This window comes from Nocardiopsis sp. SBT366 (assembly GCF_001083815.1).
GTDB lineage: Bacteria > Actinomycetota > Actinomycetes > Streptosporangiales > Streptosporangiaceae > Nocardiopsis > Nocardiopsis prasina.
On sequence record NZ_LAVM01000038.1, the window covers coordinates 29,870 to 56,481 of the forward strand.

A 26,612-nucleotide genomic window follows, 5' to 3' on the forward strand; every position below is an offset into this window, starting at 1 on the left:
GGAGCCGACAGAGGCCGGGCGGGGAACGGTTCTTCCCGTTCCCCGCCCGGTTCAACCGTGCGACCACCAGGTGGCGTCAGTACCCGAGACCGGTCCCCGACGTCACGTCGGCACCGGGGATGTCCACCGGCAGCGTGCCGGAGGGGTCGATCTTCCCCGCGATCGCCCGGGCCGCGGCCAGGCGGGAGACCTCCACCGCCGAGTACAGGGCGATGTAGCCGTCCACCTCCGGGAAGGCCTCCAGATCGTAGGGCCCGCCCTGGGCGACCACGACGACCGGGGTGCCCTCGGACTGACCGGAGGCCACCATCCCGCGTTGCTCCTCGGAGGTGCGCGCCCCGTTGGTGCCCACCACGAGCACGTCCTCGCCGCTGTCCACGACCTCCAGACCGGCGTCGGTGAGCGCCGGGGCGATCCGGTCGGCGCCCACGCCCTGGACGCGCACACGTGTGCCCGCGTCCAGCGGCAGGAGGTCCGCCTCGTTCCTGACGAGCGTGACGGAGGCGTCGGCCACCCGCTGGGCGGCCTCGGCGTGCTCGGGGTTCTCCATGGCCGCGTCGGCCTCGGCCGGGTCGGCGGACTCGCGCTCCAGGATCCCGCGCTTCTCCTTGAGCGTGAGGATGCGCAGCACGGACTGGTCGATGCGCTCCTCGGTGAGCCGACCACTCTCGACCGCCTCGCGGATCGCGGCGACAGCGGCGCCGGGGTCGGGCGGCATGAGGAGCTGGTCCACACCGGCCTCCACCACGCGGACGGCGACCTCGCCGTCGGCGTGGGTCTGGCGCACGCCCTCCATGTTGAGGGCGTCCGTGGTGACCACACCGTCGTAGCCGAGCTCGTCGCGCAGGATCTCGTCGATGATCACCGGCGACAGGGTGGCCGGGTCCTCGCCCGGGTCCAGCTGCGGCATCAGCACGTGCGCGGTCATGATGGCGTCCACGCCCGCGTCCACCGCCGCCCGGAACGGCGGCAGGTGCTCGGCCTCCCAGCGGTCGCGGGGCAGGTCGATGACGGGCAGGCCCGTGTGGCTGTCGACGTCGGTGTCGCCGTGGCCCGGGAAGTGCTTGATGACCGGCACCACGCCGTGCTCGGCGTAGGCGTCCGACTCGGCCAGCACCATCTCCGACACCAGGTCCGGGTCGGACCCGAAGGAGCGGATGCCGATGACCGGGTTGTTGGGGTCGGTGTTGACGTCGGCGTCGGGCGCGTAGTTCATGTTGACGCCGACCGCGAGGAGTTCGTCCGCCGTGGTCGACGCCCGCAGCGCCGCGAGGTCGGTGTCACGGGTGGCGCCGACCGCCATGGCGTCGGGGAACAGGGTGCCCACGGGCATGCGCACCACGAGGCCCTGTTCCTGGTCGATGCTGATGAACAGGGGGACTCCCTGCCCCTGTTCGGCAGCCTGGTCCTGCATGCCCGCCGACATCCGGGCGATCTGCTCGGCGTCGTCCAGGTTGGCGTCGAAGTAGATGACGCCGCCGGGCCGGTGCGCCTCGATCTGCGCGGCGTTGTCGGCGGCCGTGGTGCCCTGCGCGGTCAGGACCAGGAGCTGGCCGATCTTGTCGTCCAGGTCCATGTCGGCGAGCAGCTGCGGGGCCAGGACCGGCTCGAAGGGCTCGGCCGTGGCCTCGGCGCCGGGGTCGTTCTCGGGCGAGGTCTCCACCTCCTCGGGTGTGGTGCACGCTGTGGTGATCAGGGTGAGGGCCACGCAGGCCGGGGCCAGGGCGCGTGGAACGGACGGTCTCATAGGGACTTCTTCTCCACCGGATCGCTGGTTGCGGGCGGAGACTACCCGCTCGCGGGAGCGGGCTGGACGCACCCCGCCGTGGCGGGGGGCCGAACGCGGAGGGTCACTCCCAGACGAACAGGACCTCCCCCGGTTCGACGGCTCCCGCGGCCAGCTCGGAGAGCGAGCCCGGCTCACCGTCCAGGGCCACCACCGGCACCACAGAGGGCTTGCCCGCGGCGGCCACCGCTCCGGGTGACCAGCGGATCACCGGGGTGCCCGCCGCCACTTCCGTGCCCTCCTTCGCGAGGAGCGTGAACCCCTCCCCCGCGAGCTGCACGGTGTCGATGCCCAGGTGGACGAGGACACCGCGCCGGTTGTCCGCGGCCATGACCACGTAGGCGTGGGGGTGGAGCTTGACCAGGGTCCCGGCGATCGGGGCGACCGCCTCGTGTTGGGACTCCTGGCCGCCCTCCTGGCCCGGTTCGGGGTGGACGGCCACGCCGGGGCCGACCATGCTCTGGGAGAACACCGGGTCGGGCACCGTGTCCAGGGACAGGGCCGTTCCGGAGACGGGCGAGAGTACGCGCAGCGCACCGTTCAGGACTGACATGGGGGAGGTCTTCCCTGGGAGCGGGACTTAACCCGGATAAGGGGCAGCCAAAAGAGCACAAAGGCCTGACTTTCCGGGGCCCGCTCCGGCGGCTACTCGAGCAGGTCCCGGATGTCGTCCGTGAGGGAGTCCGCCTCCGGACCGACCACCACCTGGACGACGTTGCCCGAGACCAGGACGCCGTGCGCGCCCGCCGACCGCAGGTCGGCCTCCCGAACCAGCGCGGGGTCGCCGACCTCGGTGCGCAGCCGCGTGATGCAGGCCTCGATGTCCTCGATGTTGGCCGCGCCGCCCAAACCGGCGACGATCGCCGTTGCCTTGTCCGACATGTGCCCTCCGTGCTCTACCCGGGATCACGTGACCCGGGGGGTCTGAGCCGAGCTTAGAGGTGGCGTGCCTCACACGCCAGGGTCGGCGCGGTGGTCGATCGTCGCCGGGGACACGGCGCTCAGCCGGAGCGGCCGGAGTCCGCGCCGGTCGGGTTGTCCGGACCGGGTTCGGCCGTGCCGTCCGCCGTGGCTGCCGGGGCGGCCTGAGGGGTTCCCGGTTCGTCCGGATCCGGCTCGCGTCCCGGGGTGGGGAAGTTGAACCGGCTGATCAGCACATAGAAGATCCCGAAGTAGACCAGGAAGTAGAAGGCCCCGAACAGCAGCAGGACGCCCAACCCCTCGGTGTTGCTCTTCGTGGCGTTCAGCAGCAGGTCGATCAGCCCGGCCGAGAACCCGAAGCCCAGCTGGACGTCGAGCAGGTTCATCACCGCCAGGGAGACGCCGGTGAGAACGATGTGCACCCCGAACAGCACCGGAGCGACGAAGATGAAGGCGAACTCCACCGGCTCCGTGATGCCCGTGACGAAGGCGGTCAGCGCAGCGGGGATCATGATCGAACCGATCTGCACGCGCCGGGCCCTGGAGGCGGTCAGCCACATCGCGAGCGCGGCGCCCGGCAGACCGAACATCAGCACCGGGAAGAACCCGGACAGCATGCTGCCCGCCTCCGGGTCCCCCGCGAAGTAGCGCGTGATCTCCCCGTGCGAGACCACACCGTCCCCGTCGGTGTAGGTGCCCGAGACGAACCAGACGAACGAGTTCACCACGTGGTGCAGACCCATCGGCAACAGGATGCGGTTGACGATCCCGTAGAGCCCGGCGCCGAGAGCGCCCGCGCCGATGAGGGCCTCGCCCAGGTTCTGGATCCACATGCCGACGATCGGCCAGACCAGGCCGAGTACCACGCCCATGCCCAGCCCGGCCAGTGCCGTGACGATGGGGACGAAGCGGCGTCCGCCGAAGAAGCCGAGCCAGGTGGGCAGTTTGATCCGGTGGTAGCGCTGCCACAGCACCGCGGCGACCAGGCCCACCGCGATCCCGCCGAGCACGTCGGTGGGGTTCTTGACCGCATGGTCGATCATCGGGACGACGGCGTTGACCGCCTCCGGATCGGCGACCGGTTCCCTGGTGACCGGATCGGTCTCCAGCGGATAGGTGACAAGCCGGGATCCGATGTCACCGGTGGGGCCGTCGAACGTCACCATCGTCCAGGTGGCCACGCGGTCGAAGACCAGGTAGCCGACCACCGCCGCCAGGGCGGTCGAACCGTCCGCGCGCCTGGCGAAGCCGATGGCCACACCGATCGCGAACAGCAGCGGCAGGGCCTCGAAGATCGCTTCACCGGCGGTGCCCACGGCACCTGAGACCGGCTGCATCCAGCCCATACCGTCGATTCCCGCCAGGCCCTGCGCGCCGAGCAGGTCGTCCTGGCCGAGGCGGAGCAGGATCGCGGCGGCGGGCAGGACCGCGATGGGCATCATCAGGCTGCGGCCGAGCCGTTGGAGCACGGCCAGGGCGGTGGAGCCGCGTTTGCGTGCGGGGTCCCCGGACTGGTCCGAGGCCTTCTTCGCTGGGGTGGGGTCCGACATGGTGGGGGGTCCTCCCTCTCGGACGCGCGCCCCGAGGGCGCGAGACGTCAGTCTCCGTGCCTCCGCGGATCCAGACGGGAGTGCAGCTGGTACCGGTCGGCACGGTAGGTGGACAGGGCGAGTTCCACGCACTGTCCCTTGGCGAAGCTGCGGCGCTGCATGATCAGCACCGGGCTTCCGGCGGGTAGGCCAAGGAGACGGGAGTCGGCCGAGTCGCAGATCCCGGCCTCGATGGTCTGCTCACCGGAATCCAACAGGATGTCGAACTCGTTTTCCAGGACCTCATAGAGGGATCGTTCGGCCAGATCGTGGTCCTCCAGACCGGGAACCATGGCCGCCGGGATGTTGGAGCGCTCGACCGCCATGGGCTCGTCGTCGGCGGTACGCATGCGCTCGATGTGGTGGACGAGGGTGCCGGGGGCGATGTCGAGCATGCGTGCGGTGTGACCGCTGGCCGGGATGACCTGGCGAATCAGCTCCCGCGCTCCCGGCTCGAAGCCCCGGGCCCGCATGTCCTCGCTGAAGGAGGCCAGGACGAGGGACATCTCGATCTTGGGCCGGGCCACGAAGGTGCCCTTGCCGGGCACCCGGTACAGGCGGCCCTCGGCGACCAGCAGGTCGATGGTCTGGCGCACGGTCATGCGGGAGAGGCCGTAGGTGGAGCTGAGCTCGCGCTCGGAGGGGACCATGTCGTCCACGCCCAGCCCGGCCGCGGTGATCCAGTCCAGGAGCAGATCGCGGAGTTGGACGTACTTGGGCAGGGGGTTGCTGGCGTCGATCGGCATGGAGCGAGTGGCCTTCTCGGTCGGCGGGTCGGGTGGTCCGGTGGTCGGCGTTCGACCTTAGCGCGGCATCCGCCCGGACTCGTGACACTTGCCGGGTCATGCCGGGATCTGACTGGTATAGTCCGGACTAGACCATAGCTCGACCCGCGTGTCAATCCTCCTTGTGCCACGCGGTGTGAACCAGCATCGTGGCTGGCCAGAGACCTCGTCCGGGGCCGTCCACGAGCGACCGACGCGGCCCCCGGCGTACGTCCAGGACCGCACGTCCCCACCGGAAGGCTCCGCATGACCACCACGACGAGCGCGATGCGCTCCGAGATCGCCGATCAGCCCGAAGCCCTGCGCCGCACCTTCGCCGAGCTGCTGCCCCTGCGCGGGGAGATCGAGGCGCTCGGCCGCGCCACCAAGCACGTCCTGTTCATCGCTCGGGGCTCCTCGGACAACGCCGCGGTCTACGGCAGCTACCTCCTCCAGGCGCACACCGGTCGCCTGGCCACGCTGGGCTCCCCCTCCATCGCCACCGCCTACGGCGCGCGGATCGACCTGTCCGACGTCCTCGCCGTGGCCATCTCCCAGTCCGGCAGGACCGAGGAGATCGTCGAGACCATGCGCTGGGCGGCCGACTGCGGCGCCCGAACCGTCGGCGTCACCAACGGCGCGGACTCCCCGTTGGCCTCCGAGTCCGACGTCGCCCTGGTCACCAGGGCGGGGAGTGAGCTCGCGGTCCCCGCCACGAAGACCTACAACACCCAGCTGGCCGCCCTCGCGGTCCTGGCCCTGGGCCTGGGCGCGAAGCTGGACGCCGGGGAGCTGGAGCTGGTGCCGGACGGCATCGAGCAGTCCCTCGCGGCGCCCACCGACTCCCTCGAGGAGATCGTGGAGCGGATGGTGGCCGTCCAGGGCGCGGTGGTCTCAGGGCGCGGCATGGCCTTCTCCACCGCGCTGGAGGCCGCGCTCAAGCTCAAGGAGGCCTGTTACCTGCACGCCATGGGGCTGTCCTACGCGGACCTCCAGCACGGGCCGATCGCCGTCGTGGACCCGCGCACCCCCGCCCTGCTGGTGGCCGCGCCCAACGGCCCCACCCTGGAGGGCACGGTGGCCCTCGCCGAGCGGGTCCGCTCCGCCGGCGCCCCGGTGTTCGGCTTCGGCGGGGGTTCGGCCCTCGCCGCAGCCAGCGACGTCTCCGTCGCGGTTCCGGACGTTCCCGAGTGGGTCTCCCCGATGAACCTCATCGTCCCCGCCCAGCTGCTCACCGAGCACCTCGCCCGCCGTCTCGGCTACAACCCCGACGTCCCGCGCGGCCTCAACAAGGTCACCCAGACCACCTGAGCCAAGCGTTCTCACGCGCTCCGTGGGCCTCGGGCCACACGGGCGGCACACACGGCCCGGTACCGCACACACGCGGTGCCGGGCCGTCGGTGTTCCAGGTCCCGGTAAAGAATCCGGCCGCAGTGTCGAGAACGCGCGCCCGGCTCCGTCCCCGGTGTGAACGCGAACCACAATGGGTCGCACCGCACCAAGGAGAGGGACCATGGCCAAGTACCTGCTGCTCAAGCACTACCGAGGCGCCCCGGCCTCCGTGAACGACGTCCCCATGGACCAGTGGACGCCCGAGGAGGTCTCGGCGCACGTGAAGTACATGAACGACTTCGCGGCCCGACTGGAGGGGACCGGCGAGTACGTGGACTCCCAGGCGCTCGCCCCGGAGGGGACCTTCGTCCGCTACGACGGAGAGGGACGCCCGCCCGTCACCGACGGCCCCTTCCCGGAGACCAAGGACGTCATCGCGGGCTGGATGGTGATCGACGTCGACGACTACGACCGCGCGCTGGAACTGGCCGGTGAACTGTCGGCCGCTCCCGGAGCCGGGGGAAGGCCCATCCACGAGTGGCTGGAGCTGCGTCCGTTCCTGGGCGCCTCGCACACCATCGAGGAGTGAGCCCCGCGTGGCCGCCAACGTGGACGAGGCCCTGCTCCGGGGCCTCACCCCCGAGGTGACCGGCCTCCTCGTCCGACGAGGAGCCGACTTCGCGTCGGCCGAGGACGCCGTCCAGGACGCGCTGGTGGAGGCGGTGCGGGTCTGGCCCTCCGAGCCGCCCCGCGACCCCAAGGGATGGCTGGTCACCGTCGCCTGGCGCAGGTTCCTGGACGCCACCCGCGCCGACACCGCTCGCCGCAGACGCGAGGAGGTCGTGGAGGAGGAACCGGAGAGCGCAACCGCGCGGGCGCTGGACGACACGCTCCTGCTGTACTTCCTGTGTGCCCACCCGTCCCTGACCCCGTCGTCGGCGGTGGCGCTCACACTGCGCGCCGTCGGCGGACTCACCACCCGGCAGATCGCCCGCGCCTACCTGGTCCCCGAGGCCACCATGGCGCAGCGCGTCAGCCGTGCCAAACGCACTGTCTCCGGTGTGCGGTTCGACCGCCCCGGGGACGTCCGAACCGTGCTCCGCGTGCTCTACCTGGTCTTCAACGAGGGCTACTCGGGGGACGTCGACCTCGTCGCCGAGGCGATTCGGCTCACGAGGCAGCTCAACGCCGCCGTCGACCACCCCGAGGCCGCCGGTCTGCTCGCCCTCATGCTGATCCACCACGCCCGGCGCCCCGCGCGAACCACCCCGGACGGGGCCCTGGTACCGCTCGCCGAGCAGGACCGCTCCCTCTGGGACACGGGGGCCATCGCCGAGGGGGTCCGCGTGCTCCAGGGTGCGCTGGCGCACGACCGCCTGGGCGAGTACCAGGCCCAGGCCGCCATAGCCGCGCTGCACGCGGACGCGCGTACCGCCGAGGAGACGGACTGGCCGCAGATCGTCGAGTGGTACGACGAACTCGTGCGTCTGAGCGACAACCCGGTGGCCCGCCTGAACCGGGCCGTCGCCGTGGGCGAGGCGGAGGGTCCGCGGGCGGGACTGGCAGCCCTCGGTGAGCTGGACGAGTCACTGCCCCGGTACCGGGCCGTGGCCGCGTACCTGTACGAGCGCAGCGGCGACCTCGAGCGGGCGGCGCGACTGTACGCGCGGGCCGCCCTGGACGCCCCCGACCTCGCCGAACGCGCCCACCTGACACGGCGGGCCGCCCGGATCAACAGCGGGCGGTGACGCGTGTGGGCGCGGCCCCCTCGGGAGCCGCGCCCACACGCGTGATCTCTGGTGTCCCTCAGCCGTTACCTGGCCGTGGGGTCACCGTGGCACTTCTTGTACTTCTTGCCGGAACCGCACGGGCAGGGCGAGTTGCGGGCCGTGCCCGCGTACTCGTTGTCCACCGTCTCGCTGTGCCGCTCTACGGTGCCGTCCTCGCTCGGCGCGGAGTACTGGAGCCTGTTCGGCTGGTCCTCACCGAAACCGGGGACGACCACGTCCTCGGCGGGCTCGGCCTCCTCCTCGGGGGCGTCGGCCCTGGCGGCCTCCACGTCCTCGTCGACGGCCGTGGCCACCGCGGTGGCGCCGGAGGATCCACCGACGGCGGAGGCGGTCTGCGCGGCGGCGGCCGCCGTCAGGGCGGGCTCCTCCTTCTTGCGGACCTGGACCTCGACGTTGAAGAGGAAGCCGACCGACTCCTCCTTGATCGCCTCCAGCATCTGCTGGAACATGTCGAAGCCCTCGCGCTGGAACTCGATCAGCGGGTTGCGCTGGGCCATCGCGCGCAGGCCGATGCCCTCCTGGAGATAGTCCATCTCGTAGAGGTGCTCACGCCACTTGCGGTCCATGACCTGGAGGATGACGCGGCGCTCGACCTCGCGCATGGCCTCCTCGCCCAGCTCCGACTCGCGGGCGTCGTAGGCGGCCTTGGCGTCCTCGACCACCTGCGTGGCGATGAGTTCGCTGGTCAGCGTGTGGAGGTCGCCGTTCTCCTCGATGAACTCGTCGACCGTGAAGCTGATCGGGTAGACCTGCTTGAAGGCCCTCCAGAGCTTGTCGAGGTCCCAGTCGTCCGGGTCGCCCTGGGTGGTCTCCTCCACGACGTAGCCGCGCAGGACCTCCTCCAGCATCTCGATGACCTGGTCGCGCAGGTCCTGACCCTCCAGCACCTTGCGGCGCTCGGCGTAGATGACCTTGCGCTGACGGTTCAGGACCTCGTCGTACTTGAGGACGTTCTTGCGGATCTCGAAGTTCTGCGTCTCGACCTGGCCCTGGGCGGAGGCGATCGCCTTGCTCACCATGCCGGACTCGATCGGCTGGTCGTCGGGGATGTTCAGCTGGTTCATGAACACCTCCAGACGACTGGAGTTGAACAGACGCAGCAGGTCGTCCTGGAGCGACAGGTAGAAGCGGGACATGCCCGGGTCACCCTGACGGCCGGAACGGCCACGGAGCTGGTTGTCGATGCGGCGCGACTCGTGGCGCTCGGTGCCGAGCACGTAGAGACCGCCCGCCTCGACGACCTTCTCGTGCTCCGCCTCGAACTCGGCGGTGGCCTTCTCCAGCGCCTCGGGCCAGGCCGCCTCGTACTCCTCCGGGGTCTCGAGGGGGCTCAGGCCGCGGGCCTGGAGCTCCTCGTCGGCGAGGAAGTCGGGGTTGCCGCCCAGCATGATGTCGGTACCGCGACCGGCCATGTTGGTGGCCACGGTGACGGAGGCGAGCTTGCCCGCGCGGGCGATGATCGACGCCTCACGCGCGTGGTTCTTGGCGTTGAGGACCTCGTGCGGGACGCCCTCGCGCTTGAGCATCCGGGAGAGGAGTTCGGACTTCTCGACGCTGGTCGTACCGACCAGGACCGGACGTCCCTCCTCGTGGCGCTCGGCGATGTCCTCGGCCACGGCCTGGAACTTGGCGTCCTCGTGCTTGTAGACGACGTCCTTGACGTCCTCGCGGACCATCGGCTTGTTGGTCGGGATCGGCACCACACCGACGCTGTAGGTCTGCGTGAACTCCGCCGCCTCGGTCTGGGCGGTACCGGTCATGCCGGACAGCTTCTCGTAGAGGCGGAAGTAGTTCTGGAGCGTGACCTTGGCGAGAGTCTGGTTCTCGTCCTTGATCTTGACGCGCTCCTTGGCCTCGATGGCCTGGTGCATGCCCTCGTTGTAGCGGCGACCCGCCAGGACGCGACCGGTGAACTCGTCGACGATGAGGACCTCACCGTCCTTGACGATGTACTCCTTGTCCTTGCGGTACAGCTCCTTCGCCTTGAGGGAGTTGTTGAGGAAGCTGATCAGCGGGGTGTTGACGGCCTCGTAGAGGTTGTCGATCCCCAGCCAGTCCTCCACCTTCGCCACACCGGACTCGGTGATGCCCACGGTGCGCTTCTTCTCGTCGACCTCGTAGTCGTCGTCCTTCTTCAGGCGCGGCGCGATCTTCGCGAACTCGGCGTACCAGCGCGAGTTCTGCTCGGAGGGACCGCTGATGATCAGCGGGGTGCGCGCCTCGTCGATGAGGATGGAGTCGACCTCGTCGACCAGGGCGAAGAAGTGGTCCCGCTGGACGGTGTCCTTGAGCGAGAGCGCCATGTTGTCGCGCAGGTAGTCGAAACCGAACTCGTTGTTCGTTCCGTACGTGATGTCGGCCTGGTAGGCCTTGCGACGCGCCTCGGCGGTCATCTGGGGGCCGACGACGCCGACCTCCAGTCCGAGGAAGTGGAAGATCCGGCCCAGGTTCTGGGCGTCGCGTCGGGCGAGGTAGTCGTTGGTGGTGATGACGTGCGCGCCCTTGCCCGCGAGGGCGTTCAGGTACACCGCGAGGCTTCCGGTCAGGGTCTTGCCCTCACCGGTCTTCATCTCGGCGATGTTGCCCAGGTGAAGGGCGGCGGCGCCCATGATCTGAACGTCGAAGGGGCGCTGGCCCAGGGTGCGCTTGGCCGCCTCACGGACGGTCGCGAAGGCCTCGGGGAGGAGGTCGTCGAGGGACTCCCCCTCCTCGTAGCGCTCCTTGTACTCCTTGGTCAGGTCGCGCAGTTCGTCGTCCGAGAGGTCGACGTAGTCGTCCTCAAGGGCGTTGACCTGGTCCTTCAACTTCTTGAGCCGGCGCAGGATCTTACCTTCACCCGCGCGCAGGAGCTTGTCGAGTATGCCTGGCACTTCCTATGCGCTCCTCGCAGATCGCGGTTGGCTCCACCGAGGGGGTGGAGAGTCAGATCTAGGCCCGCTGACCGCTTCCCTTGGCCACGGAGGTCAGGGGTCAATCCTGGGTCCTCGGGCCTACATCCTAGAGGACCCGGAACCGCTTCCCGTCCTCTGGACAAACGAGCAGGACGGGCTTGGATGTTCCCGCCTTTTTCGTGAACATTCGTGCAGAGTCGTGCATTGTTCCGGGTAGTTCAAAGGGAGAGAGCGGTGGTTTCGGCCGACCTTTCAGGCCGGTTCGGGCGAATCTCCACCGAACGCGACCGTGTTCCCAGGGGGATCACCATGCGAACCAGAAGAGAGCGTGAACCCACCGAGACACCAGGCACTCCCCGACTTTCGAGGACACCGGACGACGCCGTGGACGAGTTCCTCCACGGACGGCGCCCCTCCGTGCTCGGTCCCAGGGACGAGGAGGACCCCGGGCTCGCGTGGGAGATGCACCGCCCCACGGACGAAGAGCAGGCCCGCAACGGGCACATCCGGGGGTTCCAGCGCCAGGGCGGTTCGCTGGCCCCGACCAACGGGCACCGGGGCAGCGCGGCGTCGTGGGTGTGCGTGGCCCTCGCCGTGGTGGGGTTCGGCTTCGGCGGTCTGGCACTGGTCCTGGGCGGATCGGTACCGCTGCTGGTCGTCGGAGCGGTCCTGATGGTCGCCGCCGCGGTGGTGGCGGGCGTGTTCGACATCCTCAGTGACGTGGTGCTGGACCCGCCGCGGCTGGAGCCGGAGGAGCCGCACGGGACCCCGCTCCGCCGCATCAAGCACCCGCGGAGGGCCTGACACCACAGACGCCGCGGCGGGCCGCTCGGGCCCGCCGCGGCGTCTGTTCGATGCACCTCCGTGCGGGGGTGTCGGGGACGAGGACGGTGCGGACTAGTCCACCAGACGCAGGACTCCGTAGTCGAAGCCCTTGCGGCGGTAGACGACGCTCGGGGTGTCCTTGACCTCGTCGTGGAAGAGGTAGAAGTCGTGTCCGACGAGTTCCATCTCCATCAACGCCTGGTCGATGCTCATCGGCTTGGCCTGGTGGAACTTCTCCCGCACGACGACGGGGGTCTCCCCCTGGGTCTCGAGTTCCACGAACTCGTCGGAGAAGCGTCCGTCGAGTTCGACGCCGTCGATCGCCTCGTCGTCACCTCGCTGGGCCGGGGGGGCCTTGGTGACCGTCTGGACGGATGAGGGCAGATCCCCGGGGAGGTCGGCCGTCGCGGCCGCGACGGAGACGGGAGTGTGGTTGCCGCGGTGCACCTTACGGCGGTCCGCGGACTTGCGGAGGCGGGCCTCGATCTTGTCAATCGCGAGGTCGAGAGCGCCGTGACGGTCCACGGACGCGGCCTCGCTCCGGATGACCGGGCCGTCGGAGTGGATGGTCAGTTCAACCCGCTCGCGGACGTCAGCGAGCTTGGGGTTGCGCTCCTGGGACACCTCCACATCGACGCTCATGCCCTTGCGCTCCCACTTGGAGAGCCTGTCGAGCTTGTTCTCGACGTGCTGTCGGAACTTCTCACTCACACCAGTGCGTCGACCTTTGACGATGATGTCCATAGGACCCCCTTCATCGCGTGGCCGCCGTGAAGGCGACGGCCAGGCTGGCTCTGCTCCCCTCCCGTGGCGGGGAGGGTGTGACGCGTCAGCCCTCCTTCCGTTCGTGCCCCGTTCCCTGGAGGGACACCGCTCGGTTGGAAATGCGTATACCCACCAGAGGCAGGGTCATCACGCGCCCCAGGGACTCGATTGGCCGGGACCTCTGGAGGGAAAAGAAGACATGAGACTCGATTGGGGTGAGTCACCCACCAGATGGCGCACACCGGGCGGGCCGATCGGAGCCCGGGAAGCTCCGGGAGGGGAGTGCCGAGGCGTCGTCGGGCCGTGGGCAAGCGCGTGAGGGCCCGCGCCCCCGGGGTCTGCACCCCGGGCACGACGGACCCCCCAACGTCGGTATGCCACCCGTCCGGCCGACCTGGTCTTCGTCCCCACATCCGCCTGCTGAGAGTGTCGCCGCTCTTGTACGCGACTACTGCTCTTCTCCCGGTCATGAGGGACATCGGGACCCTCAGCGGGGCAGGGCTTACCTCTAAGGCGCACCGTGATCGGTCGACGAAAAGTCGCCTTACGTGGGCCGTTTCGCCTGCGCCTGGCATCGGCTTGCCGGATGGGCTCCACGGTGTTTCGGGGAGCTCTGAGTATCCGGCGCAACCACGGACCCGGACGGGTGCCATACCTGGACCGTAACCTGTCCCAGCGCGGATGTCAGGTAGCGAACGGGGTACCAAGCGGTCGACAAGCGCCGCAAACCCTTGCGAACAGGCATGTTTCGCCCGATCAGGGGGGTTTGTAAAACCTTCTTTCCGACCTGCTCCCCAATCCCGAACCTGGACGGCCCGGAACCCGGTCCCGCTCCGCGAACACCAGGGCGCCCACCACCCTCGCACCCTCCGCGCGCAGCGCCCGGGTCGCCTCCTCCACCGTCGCCCCGGTGGTGAGCACGTCATCCACCACGACCACCCGACGCCCGCGGACGTCCCAGCGTTGACCCCTCGGCCCGTCCGCACGAGCCGGGACCTCTCCCGGGCGGCTCCGGCGCCACCAACCCCTCCAGGACCGGGGCTCTGCCGTCAGGCCACCCGTTCGGTCACCCCGCGCCACCGCGGGCGGACCCGCGTTCCGGACCGCCGTGGTGGACACGTCGTCCGGTGGAGCCTCGCGTGGTCCGTTCGTCGACTGACGCCCGGTCCCGAGGCCGGGCACACCGAGCCGTTCCGTCCGGCGCTGACCCACCCGGCGCCGCCAACCCCTCCACGCCCCACCGGGCCTGCGCGGTTCGGCCGTGAAGACGTCCAGCCGGTTGCCCAGGCGGTCCGCACGGCACAGTCCCGCCTGGGGGCGGGCGCGGTGCCGGTAGCGGAGCACCGGCGCCACCCCGGCCGTGCCCGTGGGGCCCACCTCGTGGGCGCAGACGCCCGCCAGGCCCAGGACGGGGCTCCGTCCCGGGCGCGGGCCCCCGCGCGCCGGGACCGGCACCAGGAGGGTGTCCGGGGCCGCCCAGCCCGAGGCGCGGTAGGCGACTGCCATCCGCTCCCCCAGGAACCGCGTGAGACGGCGTTCGCCGCCGTGCTTGAGGGAGAGCAGGACCCGGCGGTGGTGTCCCGCGTACGGCCCGGCGGCCCAGACCGGCGGACAGTGTTCGCGTCCCCGCGCCCGGTGCGGCCGGTGGTCCAGCAGGGCCCGACAGGCCGCGCACAGGGGATCCCCGGGGCCGGAGCAGCCCGCGCAGTCCCGGCGCTGCACGAGTTCGGTCAGGGGGTCGAGGAGGGCGGCGACCATCCGGAGCACCCGCAGGAGCGCGCCGAGCCACCGCCTCCCGCAGGAGGCACCGATCGGGTTCATGCTTCCAGCTTGTGCGGTCCGGGCCCCGGGCGCCAGTGCGGGACCGCGGCCTGTGGACAACCGAGCCGGAAGCGGTCAGCCCGGGAAGGTGGGCGAGCCGCCCTCCACCACGTTCTGCCAGTTCAGGGGGTCGTTGGACACCCAGATGTTGCCGTCGTCCGACCCCGCGAGCAGCGGCTGGCCGGGGGCACCGGAGATGGAGATCATCCCGGCGACCGGCGCGCCAGCGCTGGCGGCGGGCGTACCGCCGTCCAGGGAGACGAACAGGGCCTGCGTGGTGCCGCCGTCCCGGCTGCCCAGGACGACCAGTTGGTCGCTCGAACGCCAGGAGATGCTGGTGATGTCCTCGAGTTCCTGGTCGGCGAGGCTGATGAAGGCGCCGACGGACACCTGACCGTCCTCGTTCTCCACCACCCGGCCGACCTGGAGCGAGCGCTCTCCGTCGCGTTCGGTGACCACTGCGGCGCGGGCGCCGTCACGGGAGATCCTGAAGTGCACCAGCGACTGGTCCCGCAGGCCCCTGACCTCGGCCTGGACCACCTCGTCCCCGTCACGGAGCAACCACAGCGCGATGTCCCCGGGGGCGGGCGGGTCCTCTTCGGCCGCGCCCTCGGTACCGGGTTCCTCGTCGGCGCGGGGCGCGTCCTCGTCGTCGTCCTCGTCCTCGGAACGGCCCCCGTCCCCGGTCTCCTCGACGACCCAGAGATCGCCGTTCACGTCCCAGGACAGTTCGGTGAACACGCCGTCGCCGAGCACCTCCCGGGTCTGGGCTCCGGGGCTGGCGAAGCTGGTGACCACCTCACGGCCGCCCAGGGTGATGCCGGCGATGGTGCTCTCGTCGAGGGAGACCGCGAACCGGTCGAGCGGGACCTCACCCGCGCCCAGGGGGCCGGCGACCCGCTCGGCGTCGTTGAAGTTGTCGGCGTCCCAGTCGGCCGCCGACCACAGCTGGCCCTCGTGCGTGTAGTAGGCGTGGACCCCCGAGAAGGTGGCGCCGGGGCTGACCCGCGACCAGTAGTCGCTGCCCGGGCGGGGGCGGTCGGAGCTGTCTCCGTCGGACTGCGGGAAGCTCACCTCCTCGCCGTTGATCCTGAGGGTGAACTCCTGGATCTCGGGGAGTTGGCGCAGGGTCCAGGCGATCTGGGCGCCCATGCCGTACTCGTCGGCCTCGTTCTGGCCGTTGATGTTGATGACCGCGCGTTCGGCGTCGATCTCCAGTCGGGGCGCGGTCTCCTCGGGGAAGGCGGACAGCACGGCCGGGGCCAACCAGTCGGTGGGGCCGCCGATGAGCTTGCGCAGCAGGCGTTCGGCCAGCTGGTCGGTGCTCACGGGCAGGTACACCGGGTCCGGTACCAGGGCCGTCCCCGCCGGGTTGAAGAAGTACAGGTTGAACGGGCGGTAGGTGCGCTCCACATCCAGCTGGCTGAGGATGATCTCGTCCGGCAGGTCCTGGATGCGCCACTCGCCCTCGGGGTCGTCGCCCTCCTTGGCGAGGGTGAACGTCTCCTCCAGCATGGTTCCGGTCTCGGCCGGGACGTACTTGCCGCTCTGGTCGATGCTGGCGATCTCGTTGCTGCGGATGCGCACGGTGGCGCTGAGGCCGTCCGAGGAGACCTCGGAGTCCATGTCCACCGCGTCGAGGTCGGAGAAGACCCGGACCGCGGCGTCCGGGGTCCACTCCTCGCTCTGCTCGGGGAGCATGTAGCTGCGGGCGGCCTTGTGGTCCTCCTCGAAGCTGCCGAGGTCCTTGAGGAACCCGTCGATCAGCCCCTCGGGCTCCACCCCGGGTTGCGGACCGGCGGGCAGGAGGCGCACGTAACCGCCATAGGGGTCGCCGGAGCCGTCCCCGCCCTCACTGGGGACCACGGGTCCGGTCATGGGGACGCTCGCACAGGCCGCCAGGGACACACAGGCGAGCGTTCCGGCCGCTATGGACCGCACGGCCCGGGCCAGTCGCCCCTGGCGCTCCACGTCGCTCACAGCGCCTCCTCCTCGTCGGGACCGAACCGGCCCCGCTCCGGTCCCCGCACGTCCTCGGTCCCGTTGCCGCCGTCCTTGTCGCCGAAGGGCGGGTAGTTGCGTCCCAGCGCGATCTCCGGCGGCACCAGCGGCAGCGGTGAACCGCGCAGCTCGGCGCCGGACTGGCGGGGCAGGGAGAGCCGGAACTGCGAGCCCTGGCCGGGCAGGCCCCAGGCCTGGAGCCAGCCGCCGTGCAGAGTGGCGTCCTCCTTGGCGATGGACAGGCCGAGACCGGTCCCGCCGGTCGTGCGCACCCGTGAGTAGTCGGCCCGCCAGAAGCGGTCGAAGCACAGGTGCTCCTCCCCCTCCTTGAGCCCCACCCCGTAGTCGCGCACGGCGATGGCGACGGCGTCGCGGTCGCCCGCGGCGGCGACCACCACGTCGCGTCCCTCGCTGTGTTCGATGGCGTTGACCACCAGGTTGCGCAGGATGCGGTTGATCCGCCGGGTGTCGAACTCGGCGACCACGGGGTCGACGGGCAGGCGCAGGATCACCTTGATGCCCCGGCGCTCCGCGATCTGTTCGGCGTCGCCCACCGCCTTCATGACGGAGTCCCGGATGTCCGCGGACTCAATGCCCAGGGTGGCGGCCCCGGCGTCGTGGCGGCTGATCTCCAGGAGGTCGGCCAGGAGTTCCTCGAACCGTTCCACCTGGCTCTGGAGCAGCTCCACGGACCTGCGGTGGGAGACGTCCAGCTCCTCGCGGTCGTCGAACAGGAGGTCACCGGCCATACGGATGGTGGTGAGCGGCGTCCGGAGCTCGTGCGAGACATCGGAGACGAACTGGCGCTGGAGCTTGGACAGCTCCTCCAGTTCCTGGATCTTCTCCTGGAGGTTGCCCGCCATGTCGTTGAAGGACATCGCGAGCCGGGCGAGGTCGTCCTCGCCCTGCACCGTCATGCGTTCGGTCAGGTCCCCGGCCGCCAACCGTTCGGCCGACTGCGCGGCGGAGCGCACCGGTGTGACCACCTGGCGGGTGATCATGAACGCGATCAACCCGAGGAGGATCACCAGCAGGACCGCCACCAGGGCGACCGTGCCCTGCACGAGGTCCAGGATCTCCTGCTCGTGCTGGAGCGGGAAGATGTAGTAGAGCTCGTAGGCCTGGTTGATCTGCGCGCCCACGACCAGGGCCGGTTCGACCGAACCGTCCTCCATGTCGATGCGCGTGTACGTGTGGTACTGCTGATCGAACACCTCGGACTGGCGGACCTGCTCGACCAGCCGCGGCGGGACGCTGCCCTCGCCGGTGGCCCAGCCGAGTTCGTCGCTCACCGACGGCAGGATGAACACGCTGTAGAGACCGGTGTCGCCGCTGCGGCTGGTCAGCTCGCTGGCGACGTTGTTCAGGAGACGGTTGCGGTCACCGATCTCGTTCTCCTGGAGCTCCGCGAGCGCGTAGCTGAGCCCCGCGCGGTGGTCGTTGACCGCCGCGTTGGTCTTGGCGTCCAGCAGACCGCTGCGCACCTCGGAGATGAGCACGTACCCCAGCCCCGCCATGACCAGCAACGACAGGACCAGGGTCGTGCTGATCACCCGCAGGTGCAGGGAGCGGCGCCAGTTGGTGTGCACTCCGCGCACCAGCGCGCGGGCCGCGCGCTGGGCGAGGAGGTAGGCACGGGTCAGGCCCGTGTTGTTCTCCCGCCAGCCGCCGCTCTCGGGCAGGCCGGAGGGAGGGGCGGACCGCTCCCCCTCGGAGTCGGCTCCCCTCCCCTCCTCGGGTTCGGACGCGGTCATGTGGGTCCCGAGCGGGTCAGGCGGTCCCGGCCTTGTAGCCGACGCCGCGGACGGTCACGACGACCTCGGGGTGCTCCGGGTCCTTCTCGATCTTGGCGCGCAGGCGCTGCACGTGCACGTTGACCAGGCGCGTGTCAGCGGCGTGGCGGTAGCCCCAGACCTGCTCCAGCAGGACCTCGCGGGTGAAGACCTGGCGCGGCTTGCGGGCCAGGGCGACCAGCAGGTCGAACTCCAGCGGGGTGAGGCTGATCTGCTCGCCGTCGCGGCGCACGGCGTGCCCGGCGACGTCGATGGTGATGTCCCCGATCTGGAGGACCTCGGGCGCGGGCTCCTCGGTGCGCCGCAGGCGCACGCGCACGCGGGCCACGAGCTCCTTGGGCTTGAAGGGCTTGACGATGTAGTCGTCGGCGCCCGACTCAAGGCCGAGGACGACGTCGACGGTGTCGCTCTTGGCCGTGAGCATGACGATGGGAACCCCGGACTCGGCGCGGATCTGACGGCACACGTCGATCCCGTCGGCCCCGGGCAGCATCAGGTCGAGGAGGACCAGGTCGGGTTTGGTCTCGCGGAAGGCCTCGAGAGCCTTGTCGCCGTCGTGGACGAACGAGGGCTCGAACCCTTCACCGCGCAACACGATGCCCAGCATCTCGGCGAGGGCGAGGTCATCGTCGACAACCAGTACACGTCCCTTCATTGGTGTGTCCGGCGCCAGGGGTCCGCAACCGCCTCGGGGCGGAGGGGATACCGGCGCCTACTCCTCTCTCCTGGAACACTCAAGCGGCGTCAGTGGTCGGTGCCCGTGATCCCCGTGTCGGGGAACGATCCCCGACTGGGGACCGCGTTTCGTCTCCCCCAACCTTGCCAGCTTCGGACACTGTTGGAAGAGCGGTCAGCGGTGTTGGGCCCTTTTGGACCGTATTCGGTCACCGGCGGCGTCATCCCTGGCAAGGAAGGCCCGGAAAGCTTCGTGACTTGGCCGGTTGGTAACAGAAAGCATACAAAAGGAATGAAGTGCGTGGGTTGCCTACGACACACTGCAAGCCCACTGAGAAGCGGTGGAACCGGCCGGTAGGTTGGTTTCCGACACGTCAGAATTGGCGCGAAAACGCTCGCGCGCAGTAACCGAACCTCACGGAGGGCGGGCAGATGAGCCAGGAGGACGACCACCGGGAGAGGCCGGGGGACGCCCCCGACGTTTCCGGAGGACAGGGGTCGCCCGATTCTGGAGACACCGGGGCGGGTGGTTGGGCCGCTCCGGGACAGGGCCCCGCCGCACCTGGTGAGGGTGGTGCGACACCCACGCCTCCGGGACCGCGGCCAGGTCAAGGGACCCCCGGCTTCGCTCCCCCCGAGCAGGTGCCGACCCCCGGATACGGCAACCCTGCGGGGCAGGGCACCCCGCCGGGGTACGGGCAGGCACCCGGCCACCCGCAGCAGCCGGGCCCGGGAACCCCTCCCGGTTACGCGCCACCTCCGGGGTACGGCCCGCCCCCCGGGTACGGGCAACAGCCCGGCTACGGGCAACAGCCCGGCTACGGGCAACAGCCCGGCTACGGGCAACAGCCCGGGTACGGCCAGCAGCCCGGCTACGGGCAGCAGGGCTACGGTCCCCCGCCCGGCGCCCATCAAGCCTGGCGTGGTGGCACTTCGGCCGATGTCGCTCGGCGACGTCTTCAACGGCGCGTTCAGCTACGTCCGCCAGAACCCCCGGACCACCTTCCTGCTGTCACTGATCGTCATGGCGGCCGCGTCGATCATCGGCAGTGTCGCGGCGACCTGGGCCACGGGCGACTCCCTGGCGTCCCTGAACATGTTCGACGAGATCATGGCGGACCCGGAGGCGTTCGACCCGGACGACCCGATGTTCGCGACCTCGCCGATGGCCACGATGCTGAGCTTCCTCGGCAGCCTCGTCGTCATGGTCGGCGGGGCGATGCTGATCGGCATGCTCTCCGGTGTCGTCGGCATGGCGGTACTGGGCTACCGGCTCACCATCGAGCAGGCCTGGGCCTCGGTTCGCGGACAGATCGGCTCCATCATCGGTCTGGCCTTCATCAGGCTGGCCATCCAGGTCATCATCGGCGTCGTCGCCTTCATCGCCTTCTTCGTGGCCCTCTTCGTCGGCCTCATCACGGGCTTCGGCATGGCCGACCCCGTGGTCGGGCTCATTATCGGGTTCCTCATCATGCTCGTGGCGGCACTGGTGATCGGCGTCCCCGCGCTGTGGATCTGGGTGCGCCTCTACTACGCCATGCCGTTGGTCGTGCTGGAACGGCTCGGGCCGGGCCAGGCCATCGCTCGCTCGTGGCGGATCTCCCAGGGCGCCTGGTGGCGCACCCTCGGCTACTGGCTGCTCAGCGCGCTGATCGTGCTGGTGGTCAACCTGATCCTGGCCGGACCGGTCGGCCTCGCCATGCCCTTCCTGTTCGAGGTGGAGACCTTCGGCCCGGTCCTGGCGGGTGTCGTCAACTACGTGGCCACCGTGCTGATCTACGCCCTCACGCTGCCCTTCGTGGCCGGTGTCACCACGCTGCTGTACATCGACCTGCGGATGCGCCGTGAGGGTCTGGACCTCCAGCTGCACCAGATCGCCCAGCGGGGGCAGCCGGTCGGCGCGGAGGTCTACCTTCCGGGGTACCGGGCGTGAGGCCGCTCGTCGCTCCCATGGACGTGACCGGGGAGGAGGGTCGGCGCCGCGCCATCGAGGAGCTGTCCGACCCCCTCTACGGCAAGAGCGAGCCCTCCCTGCTGGACCGGTTCCTCAACTGGCTGGGGGAACTCCTGGACCGCCTGGCCTCAGCGGGCGCGGGGGTCATCCCCGGCGGGTGGCTCCTTGGCCTGGTGCTGCTGGTGGTGGCGGTCCTGGTGATCGCCCTGATCGTCTACCTGCGCCCCTCCCGCAACCGAGGGGTGGAACCTCCCCTGCACAAGGGCGCGGTGCGCACTGCCGCCGACCACCGCGCGCTGTCCGACCAGGCCGAGGCGCGGGGCGACTTCGCCGAGGCCGTGACGGAGCGGCTGCGTGCCATCAGTGTGGACCTGGAGGAGCGGGCGATCGTCGCACCGCGTCCCGGACGGACCGCCACCGAGCTGGCCGCCGAGGCCGCCCGGTCGCTGCCCGGGCAGGCCCAGGGACTGGATGAGGGCGCCCGCCTCTTCAACGACGTGGTCTACGGCGACCGCGTCGCCACGACCGAGTCCGCCCGCACCATGCGTGAACTGGACGTACGGCTGAGCGCGGCCCGCCCCGTACTCGACGACGAAGGGGCCCGATGACGACCACCGCACCGGGACCGGTCACTCCCCGACCAGCCGCCGGACGCCTGTGGCGTGCCAGCCGGCTACCACTCGCCGTCATCACCGTGCTGGTCGTGGCCGCCGTCCTGTTGTCGCTGGGCGAGGAACAGTTCCCGTCCGGCTACATGGAGCCCGGCAGTCCCGAACCCCAGGGTTCCCGCGCGCTGGCGCAGTTGCTCGACGAGGACTCCGACGTGTCAGTCACCCGCACCTCCGAGGCGGCCGTCCGGGCGGTGGAGCAGTCCGGGGACGACACTCTCCTGCTGCTCATGCTCGACCACCGGCTGCTCCCCGAGGAGCTGGAGGCGCTCGCCGAGCTGGAGACCGACACCTTCCTGGTACAGCCCTCGTTGCGCTCCCTCACCACCTTCGCGCCCGGTGCGGACGTGACCGGAAGGGCTCACGGGGACGCCAACCTCGCGCCCGACTGCGCGCTGCCCGACGCCACCCTCGCGGGGGACGCCGGGGTGGCCGGTGAGGTCTACTCCGCCGGGTCCGGGGTCGAGGCCCTGGGCTGCTACCCGTCCGGGGACGGCTTCTCGGTCCTCCAGGTGGCCAGGCCCGACGGCTCCACGACGACGGTCCTGGGCACCGGCGCCCCGCTCACCAACCGTGATCTCGACTCGGCGGGCAACGCGGCGCTGATGCTCAACCTGATCGACGCGGAGCACGTGGTGTGGCTGCGGCCGGACCCGCCGCAAGAGGTCGGGGGCGCCAGCCTGTGGGAACTGGTCCCGCCGGGTCTGCGCTGGTCGCTGGTTCCGCTGACGCTGGCCCTGCTGCTGTTCGCCCTCTGGCGGGGGCGGCGGATGGGCGCGCTGGTCCCCGAGGCGCTCCCGGTCGTGGTCCGGGCGGCCGAGACCACCGAGGGCCGCGCCGGGCTGTACCAGTCCCGGCAGGCGCGCGACCGAGCGGTCGCCGCGCTGCGCGCGGGTTTCCTGGAGCGGTCGGTGCCGAGGCTCGGCCTGCACTCGGAGGCCGGTCCGGACGCCGTGGTGGCCGCCGTGGCCGAGCGGAGCGGGGCCGACCCCCAGACCGTCGGGCCGTTGCTGTACCCGGCCGAACCCGACCCCCACACGGCCGACGACTCGGCCATGCTGCGGCTGGCCGAGGAGCTTGACCGACTCTCCGAGGCACTGCGGTGAGCCCCGCGCCACCGCGCCCCGGACGAGAACTGACCACTGAGGTATCGAGAGAGGTAGACGGCACGTGAGCGCCTTCACACCCGAGGCACTGCCCTCCGCCGACGAGGCCCGGGCGGCGCTGACCGCCCTGCGCCACGAGGTGGCCAAGGCGGTCGTGGGCCAGGACGAGACGGTGACCGGTCTGGTCGTGGCACTGCTGTGCCGTGGCCACGTACTGCTGGAGGGCGTGCCGGGTGTCGCCAAGACGCTGCTGGTGCGCACGGTCTCGCAGGCCCTGTCGCTGGACCACAAGCGGGTGCAGTTCACCCCGGACCTGATGCCGGGCGACGTGACGGGTTCGCTCGTCTACGACCAGCACACGGCGAAGTTCGAGTTCATGAAGGGCCCGGTCTTCACCAACCTGCTGCTGGCCGACGAGATCAACCGGACGCCGCCCAAGACCCAGGCCTCCCTGCTGGAGGCCATGGAGGAGCGGCAGGTCACCGTGGAGGGGCGTCCGGTCGCGCTGCCGGACCCGTTCATGGTGGCTGCCACCCAGAACCCGGTCGAGTACGAGGGCACCTACCCGCTGCCCGAGGCGCAGCTGGACCGGTTCCTGCTCAAGGTGACCGTCCCGCTGCCCGAGCGCAACGCCGAGGTGGCCATGCTGGGCCGGCACGCCGCCGGGTTCGACCCGAGCGACCTGACCGCCGCCGGGGTGACCGCCGTGGCCGGGGCCGCCGAGCTGCACGCCGCCCGTGCGTCGGTGGCACAGGTGCGGATCGCCCCCGAGGTCCTGGGCTACATCGTCGACCTGTGCCGGGCCACCCGTTACTCCCCCTCGCTCCAGCTGGGCGCCTCGCCCCGTGGCGCCACGGCGCTGCTGCGCACGAGCCGGGCGTGGGCGTGGCTGTCCGGCCGTGACTACGTGACCCCCGACGACGTCAAGGCCCTGGCCAAGGGCACACTGCGACACCGGATCGGTCTGCGCCCGGAGGCCGAACTGGAGGGCGCGACCGCCGACGGCATCCTCGACGGCGTGCTGTCCTCCGTCCCGGTGCCGCGCTGATGGTGGTCACCGGCCGGGCGGCTCTGCTGGCGCTCGTCGCGGCGGGCGCGGTGGCGATCTCCGGCGACATCGGCGGGATCGTCACCTACGTCTCGGCGGGCCTGGTGGTACTGCTGATCGTTCTGGACGTGCTGCTGGCGACCGGTCCGGGGCGGCTTCGGCTGTCCCGGGAGGGCGACACCACACTGCGCCTGGGCGAGACGGCCGAGGTGTTCGTGACGGTGGCCAACCCGACCCGGCGGCGGCTGCGCGGCCGGGTCCGCGACGCCTGGCAGCCGAGCGCGCACTCCTCTCCCAGGGCCCAGCCGCTGCTGGTGGGCCCCGGGGAGCGGCGCCGAGTGCGGACCACGCTCACACCCACGCGCCGGGGTGACGCCCGCGCCGCCGGGGTGACCGTGCGCAGCGTCGGACCGCTGGGGCTGGCCGGGCGGCAGCGCACGCTCACGGCCCCCTGGACGGTGCGGACGCTGCCGCCCTTCCACAGCCGCAGGCACCTGCCCGGCAAGTTGTCCCGGCTTCGTGAGCTGGAGGGGCAGCACACGGCGATGGTGCGCGGCCAGGGCAGCGAGTTCGACTCGCTGCGCGACTACGTGCCCGGCGACGACGTGCGCTCCATCGACTGGCGGGCCACCGCGCGCAACGACGGCGTGGTGGTGCGGACCTGGCGGCCCGAACGGGACCGGCGCATCCTCGTCGTGCTGGACACCGGCCGCACCTCGGCTGGCCGGGTGGGCGACACCCCGCGACTGGACCACGCGATGGACGCCGCGCTGCTGTTGACGGCGCTGGCGGGCAAGGCGGGCGACCGGGTCGACTTCATGGCCCACGACCGGACCGTGCGCGCCCAGGTCCGGGCCTCCGGAAAGGGCAGCCAGGTCAACCGGGTGGTGGAGGCCATGGCCCCGCTGGAGCCCACGCTCGTGGAGTCGGACCCGGCGGCACTGGTGAGCTCCGTGCTCACCCAGGGGCGGTCGCGCAGGCTCGTGGTGCTGCTGACCGACCTCGACGCGACCTCGCTCGAGGAGGGGCTGCTGCCGAGGCTGCCGCTGCTGTCGGCTCACCACCTGCTGCTGGTGGCGGGGATCAGGGACCCGGAGGTCGAGGAGATGGCCGCGGGTCGGGGCAGCCCCGAGGCCCTGTACCGGGCGGCGTCGGCCGAGCGGACGCTGAGCGAGCGGCACCGGATCAGCAGGGAGCTGCGCCGGATGGGCGCCGAGGTGGTGGACGCGGGTCCCGAGCAGATCGCTCCGGCGCTCGCGGACGCCTACATCAACCTCAAGGCCCAGGGGCGGCTGTAGCGACGGGACTGGCAAGGGGGCCACCACCGCGCGCGGTGGTGGCCCCCTTCGTGATCCCGGGTCAGGCGTCCTCGCCGGAACCGCCCCGGAGTTTGGCGCCGACCTCGAGGGCGGACCGCTCCTCGGTCAGCAGCCGCAGGGCCTCCTCCTTGGAGATGGGGGTGCGCGGTGTGACCAGGCTGACGGCCACCCCGGCGACCAGGGCCACCGCCAGCGACGGGATCACCGCGTTGCCCCAGAAGGCGGTGAACGACGGGACGTTGTTGACGACCAGGGCGGCCACCGAGCCGCCCAGCATCGCGGCGATCCCGCCCTGCCAGGTCGCACGGGGCCAGAACTTGCCCAGGAGCGACGCCACCAGCAGGCCGGTGAGCACGGTGGAGATCATCAGGGTGATGTAACCGATGAGGGTCGTGGCCATGAGGGAGAACACCAGGGCGAGCCCCATCACCGCGGTCAACCCCCACCGCGAGTAGCGCACCACGTGTTCTGGGTCGGGCAGTCTGCCGGTGACGACCTGGGAGATGTCGCGCACCAGGATGGTGACGCTCACGATGGCGTCCGAGTCACCCGAGGACATCGTGGCCGACAGTCCCGCCACGAGCAGGAACGCGCCCAGCCACACCGGGAACAGGGTGGTGACCAGGTACGGGAACGCCATGTCCGGGTTTTCCAGGGCGGGTTCGAGGGTGCGGGCGGACATCCCGGCGATCGCCGGGAGGGCCGAGAAGGCAGCGAAGAGGACGCCGGCGAGGAGGAAGCTGCGCCGAACGGTCCGCACGTTGACGGCCGCGTAGATCCGCTGGCGGTACGAGGGGGTGGCCAGCACACCGACGGCGATGACCACGGCGAGGGAGAGCGCGGGCACCGGGCCCAGAGCCTCGTAGCCGAACAGGGAGAGCGCCTCATCGGAGGAGCCCTCGCTGAGCCCGTCGAGTCCGCCGACGCTCACCAGGGCCAGGACGGCGAGGACGGTGAAGCCGAGGAAGAGGATGGTGCCCTGGATGGCGTCGGTGATGACCACCGCAAGGTAGCCCCCGACGATCGTGTACACGCCAAAGCCCAGGGCGATGACCACCTTGGCCGTGTTCTGGTCCATGTCGGTGAGGAAGGACAGGTACATGGCCCCGCCCATGATGTGCGCGCCCAGCCAGCCCACCGAGGCCAGGAACAGCAGGACGGCCACCACCCCCTTGATCGCGCGGCTCGCGCCGAAGTAGTAGCTCATCTCCTCCGGGAAGGTCATGAACCCCTTCTCGCGCACGTCGGAGAAGAGCCACAGCAGGAGGAGGACTCCGGCCGCTCCGCCCACCCCGTACAGGGTCCCGGCCCAGCCGTTCTGGTAGGCGAAACCGACCGCGCCCAGGCTGGATCCGGTGCCGACCAGGGTGGCGAGGGTGCTGCCCATGACCAACGGGGTGCCCAGACCGCGTCCGGCGAGGAGGAAGTCCTCCCCGTCCTTGGTGCGCCGGGCGACCCACCAGCTGATGGCGACCATCAGCAGCACGGAGGCGAGCAGGGCCGACAGGTAGATCACATGGGACTGGCTCATGGCGAACCTCCGGGGGTGACGGGGGTTGAGGGG

At 70.7% G+C, this 26,612-nt stretch carries 21 protein-coding genes; 9 read left to right on the forward strand and 12 right to left on the reverse strand.

Going from position 1 to position 26,612, the window contains the following annotated elements; translation table 11 throughout:
* Window positions 1–76: 76 nt before the first annotated feature.
* The 5 genes from ADX84_RS13580 to ADX84_RS13600 form a co-directional block, all read right to left on the reverse strand.
* On the reverse strand, window positions 77–1,747 hold the full coding sequence (locus ADX84_RS13580; protein WP_049573243.1) for a glycoside hydrolase family 3 protein: 1,671 nt from the start codon (window positions 1,745–1,747) through the stop codon (window positions 77–79).
* Window positions 1,748–1,850: 103 nt separating this feature from the next.
* Window positions 1,851–2,339, reverse strand: coding sequence for a PTS glucose transporter subunit IIA (locus ADX84_RS13585; RefSeq protein ID WP_049573247.1), 489 nt, complete (start codon window positions 2,337–2,339; stop codon window positions 1,851–1,853).
* 92 nt (window positions 2,340–2,431) lie between these two features.
* On the reverse strand, window positions 2,432–2,668 hold the full coding sequence (locus tag ADX84_RS13590; protein ID WP_049573250.1) for a glucose PTS transporter subunit EIIB: 237 nt from the start codon (window positions 2,666–2,668) through the stop codon (window positions 2,432–2,434).
* A 119-nt stretch (window positions 2,669–2,787) separates the two neighbouring features.
* Window positions 2,788–4,257: a PTS transporter subunit EIIC gene (locus ADX84_RS13595; protein ID WP_049573253.1), complete on the reverse strand. Its 1,470-nt coding sequence runs from the start codon at window positions 4,255–4,257 to the stop codon at window positions 2,788–2,790.
* Window positions 4,258–4,304: 47 nt separating this feature from the next.
* Window positions 4,305–5,042 carry a GntR family transcriptional regulator gene (locus tag ADX84_RS13600; RefSeq protein ID WP_017542475.1) on the reverse strand — a complete coding sequence of 246 codons (738 nt, stop codon included), beginning with the start codon at window positions 5,040–5,042 and terminating at the stop codon, window positions 4,305–4,307.
* Window positions 5,043–5,327: 285 nt separating this feature from the next.
* Here ADX84_RS13600 and ADX84_RS13605 point away from each other — a divergent pair, with 285 nt between their 5' ends.
* The 3 genes from ADX84_RS13605 to ADX84_RS13615 all read left to right on the forward strand — a co-directional run bounded on the left by ADX84_RS13605 (window position 5,328) and on the right by ADX84_RS13615 (window position 8,140).
* The gene (locus ADX84_RS13605; RefSeq protein WP_049573255.1) at window positions 5,328–6,371 is read left to right on the forward strand and encodes an SIS domain-containing protein; all 1,044 of its coding nucleotides are present in this window, start codon (window positions 5,328–5,330) and stop codon (window positions 6,369–6,371) included.
* Window positions 6,372–6,573: 202 nt separating this feature from the next.
* Window positions 6,574–6,981: a YciI family protein gene (locus tag ADX84_RS13610; protein ID WP_049573256.1), complete on the forward strand. Its 408-nt coding sequence runs from the start codon at window positions 6,574–6,576 to the stop codon at window positions 6,979–6,981.
* A 19-nt stretch (window positions 6,982–7,000) separates the two neighbouring features.
* Window positions 7,001–8,140, forward strand: a complete 1,140-nt coding sequence (locus ADX84_RS13615; RefSeq protein WP_049573307.1) for an RNA polymerase sigma factor — start codon at window positions 7,001–7,003, stop codon at window positions 8,138–8,140.
* Window positions 8,141–8,205: 65 nt separating this feature from the next.
* Here ADX84_RS13615 and secA read toward each other — a convergent pair whose 3' ends face one another.
* The gene (gene secA / locus ADX84_RS13620; protein WP_049573259.1) at window positions 8,206–11,052 is read right to left on the reverse strand and encodes a preprotein translocase subunit SecA; all 2,847 of its coding nucleotides are present in this window, start codon (window positions 11,050–11,052) and stop codon (window positions 8,206–8,208) included.
* Between the two features lie 330 nt (window positions 11,053–11,382).
* On the opposite strand from secA, the gene ADX84_RS13625 reads away from it, so the two are divergent.
* Window positions 11,383–11,877, forward strand: coding sequence for a hypothetical protein (locus ADX84_RS13625; protein ID WP_049573310.1), 495 nt, complete (start codon window positions 11,383–11,385; stop codon window positions 11,875–11,877).
* Window positions 11,878–11,970: 93 nt separating this feature from the next.
* Here the strand turns inward: ADX84_RS13625 and hpf are convergent, their stop codons facing one another.
* The 5 genes from hpf to mtrA all read right to left on the reverse strand — a co-directional run bounded on the left by hpf (window position 11,971) and on the right by mtrA (window position 18,933).
* Window positions 11,971–12,642, reverse strand: coding sequence for a ribosome hibernation-promoting factor, HPF/YfiA family (gene hpf / locus ADX84_RS13630; RefSeq protein WP_049573262.1), 672 nt, complete (start codon window positions 12,640–12,642; stop codon window positions 11,971–11,973).
* A 777-nt stretch (window positions 12,643–13,419) separates the two neighbouring features.
* Entirely contained in the window at window positions 13,420–14,484 is a 1,065-nt protein-coding gene (locus ADX84_RS27035) for a phosphoribosyltransferase family protein (RefSeq protein WP_049573265.1), read from the reverse strand.
* Window positions 14,485–14,559: 75 nt separating this feature from the next.
* Window positions 14,560–16,464: an LpqB family beta-propeller domain-containing protein gene (locus ADX84_RS13640; protein WP_049573271.1), complete on the reverse strand. Its 1,905-nt coding sequence runs from the start codon at window positions 16,462–16,464 to the stop codon at window positions 14,560–14,562.
* Entirely contained in the window at window positions 16,461–18,239 is a 1,779-nt protein-coding gene (gene mtrB, locus ADX84_RS13645; RefSeq protein ID WP_049573275.1) for an MtrAB system histidine kinase MtrB, read from the reverse strand. Before mtrB ends, ADX84_RS13640 begins: the two co-directional genes overlap by 4 nt.
* Before the next feature lie 16 nt (window positions 18,240–18,255).
* Window positions 18,256–18,933, reverse strand: coding sequence for an MtrAB system response regulator MtrA (gene mtrA / locus ADX84_RS13650; RefSeq protein ID WP_014908694.1), 678 nt, complete (start codon window positions 18,931–18,933; stop codon window positions 18,256–18,258).
* 942 nt (window positions 18,934–19,875) lie between these two features.
* Between mtrA and ADX84_RS13655 the strand changes: the two genes are divergently transcribed.
* The 5 genes from ADX84_RS13655 (at window position 19,876) to ADX84_RS13675 (ending at window position 25,027) form a co-directional block, all read left to right on the forward strand.
* Window positions 19,876–20,886: a glycerophosphoryl diester phosphodiesterase membrane domain-containing protein gene (locus ADX84_RS13655; protein WP_199776589.1), complete on the forward strand. Its 1,011-nt coding sequence runs from the start codon at window positions 19,876–19,878 to the stop codon at window positions 20,884–20,886.
* A 17-nt stretch (window positions 20,887–20,903) separates the two neighbouring features.
* Window positions 20,904–21,515, forward strand: coding sequence for a DUF4129 domain-containing protein (locus tag ADX84_RS13660; protein WP_082206484.1), 612 nt, complete (start codon window positions 20,904–20,906; stop codon window positions 21,513–21,515).
* The gene (locus ADX84_RS13665) at window positions 21,512–22,681 is read left to right on the forward strand and encodes a DUF4350 domain-containing protein (RefSeq protein WP_049573283.1); all 1,170 of its coding nucleotides are present in this window, start codon (window positions 21,512–21,514) and stop codon (window positions 22,679–22,681) included. The genes ADX84_RS13660 and ADX84_RS13665 overlap by 4 nt, the downstream gene beginning before the upstream one ends.
* Window positions 22,682–22,745: 64 nt before the next feature.
* Window positions 22,746–23,729, forward strand: coding sequence for a MoxR family ATPase (locus tag ADX84_RS13670; protein ID WP_049573287.1), 984 nt, complete (start codon window positions 22,746–22,748; stop codon window positions 23,727–23,729).
* Window positions 23,729–25,027 (forward strand): DUF58 domain-containing protein, encoded by a 1,299-nt coding sequence (locus ADX84_RS13675; RefSeq protein ID WP_049573293.1) that lies wholly within the window; start codon window positions 23,729–23,731, stop codon window positions 25,025–25,027. Before ADX84_RS13670 ends, ADX84_RS13675 begins: the two co-directional genes overlap by 1 nt.
* A gap of 61 nt (window positions 25,028–25,088) precedes the next feature.
* Here the strand turns inward: ADX84_RS13675 and ADX84_RS13680 are convergent, their stop codons facing one another.
* Window positions 25,089–26,579 carry a sodium:solute symporter family protein gene (locus tag ADX84_RS13680; RefSeq protein ID WP_049573297.1) on the reverse strand — a complete coding sequence of 497 codons (1,491 nt, stop codon included), beginning with the start codon at window positions 26,577–26,579 and terminating at the stop codon, window positions 25,089–25,091.
* Window positions 26,580–26,612 lie beyond the last annotated feature (33 nt).

What these genes read in the sequence shown, in the direction of transcription:
- ADX84_RS13580 (WP_049573243.1), bottom strand. Translation starts at nt 1,747, where the DNA reads ATGAGACCGTCCGTTCCACGCGCCCTGGCCCCGGCCTGCGTGGCCCTC.
- ADX84_RS13585 (WP_049573247.1), bottom strand. Translation starts at nt 2,339, where the DNA reads ATGTCAGTCCTGAACGGTGCGCTGCGCGTACTCTCGCCCGTCTCCGGA.
- ADX84_RS13590 (WP_049573250.1), bottom strand. Translation starts at nt 2,668, where the DNA reads ATGTCGGACAAGGCAACGGCGATCGTCGCCGGTTTGGGCGGCGCGGCC.
- ADX84_RS13595 (WP_049573253.1), bottom strand. Translation starts at nt 4,257, where the DNA reads ATGTCGGACCCCACCCCAGCGAAGAAGGCCTCGGACCAGTCCGGGGAC.
- ADX84_RS13600 (WP_017542475.1), bottom strand. Translation starts at nt 5,042, where the DNA reads ATGCCGATCGACGCCAGCAACCCCCTGCCCAAGTACGTCCAACTCCGC.
- ADX84_RS13605 (WP_049573255.1), top strand. Translation starts at nt 5,328, where the DNA reads ATGACCACCACGACGAGCGCGATGCGCTCCGAGATCGCCGATCAGCCC.
- ADX84_RS13610 (WP_049573256.1), top strand. Translation starts at nt 6,574, where the DNA reads ATGGCCAAGTACCTGCTGCTCAAGCACTACCGAGGCGCCCCGGCCTCC.
- ADX84_RS13625 (WP_049573310.1), top strand. Translation starts at nt 11,383, where the DNA reads ATGCGAACCAGAAGAGAGCGTGAACCCACCGAGACACCAGGCACTCCC.
- hpf (WP_049573262.1), bottom strand. Translation starts at nt 12,642, where the DNA reads ATGGACATCATCGTCAAAGGTCGACGCACTGGTGTGAGTGAGAAGTTC.
- ADX84_RS27035 (WP_049573265.1), bottom strand. Translation starts at nt 14,484, where the DNA reads ATGAACCCGATCGGTGCCTCCTGCGGGAGGCGGTGGCTCGGCGCGCTC.
- mtrB (WP_049573275.1), bottom strand. Translation starts at nt 18,239, where the DNA reads ATGACCGCGTCCGAACCCGAGGAGGGGAGGGGAGCCGACTCCGAGGGG.
- mtrA (WP_014908694.1), bottom strand. Translation starts at nt 18,933, where the DNA reads ATGAAGGGACGTGTACTGGTTGTCGACGATGACCTCGCCCTCGCCGAG.
- ADX84_RS13660 (WP_082206484.1), top strand. Translation starts at nt 20,904, where the DNA reads ATGGACGTGACCGGGGAGGAGGGTCGGCGCCGCGCCATCGAGGAGCTG.
- ADX84_RS13665 (WP_049573283.1), top strand. Translation starts at nt 21,512, where the DNA reads ATGACGACCACCGCACCGGGACCGGTCACTCCCCGACCAGCCGCCGGA.
- ADX84_RS13675 (WP_049573293.1), top strand. Translation starts at nt 23,729, where the DNA reads ATGGTGGTCACCGGCCGGGCGGCTCTGCTGGCGCTCGTCGCGGCGGGC.
- ADX84_RS13680 (WP_049573297.1), bottom strand. Translation starts at nt 26,579, where the DNA reads ATGAGCCAGTCCCATGTGATCTACCTGTCGGCCCTGCTCGCCTCCGTG.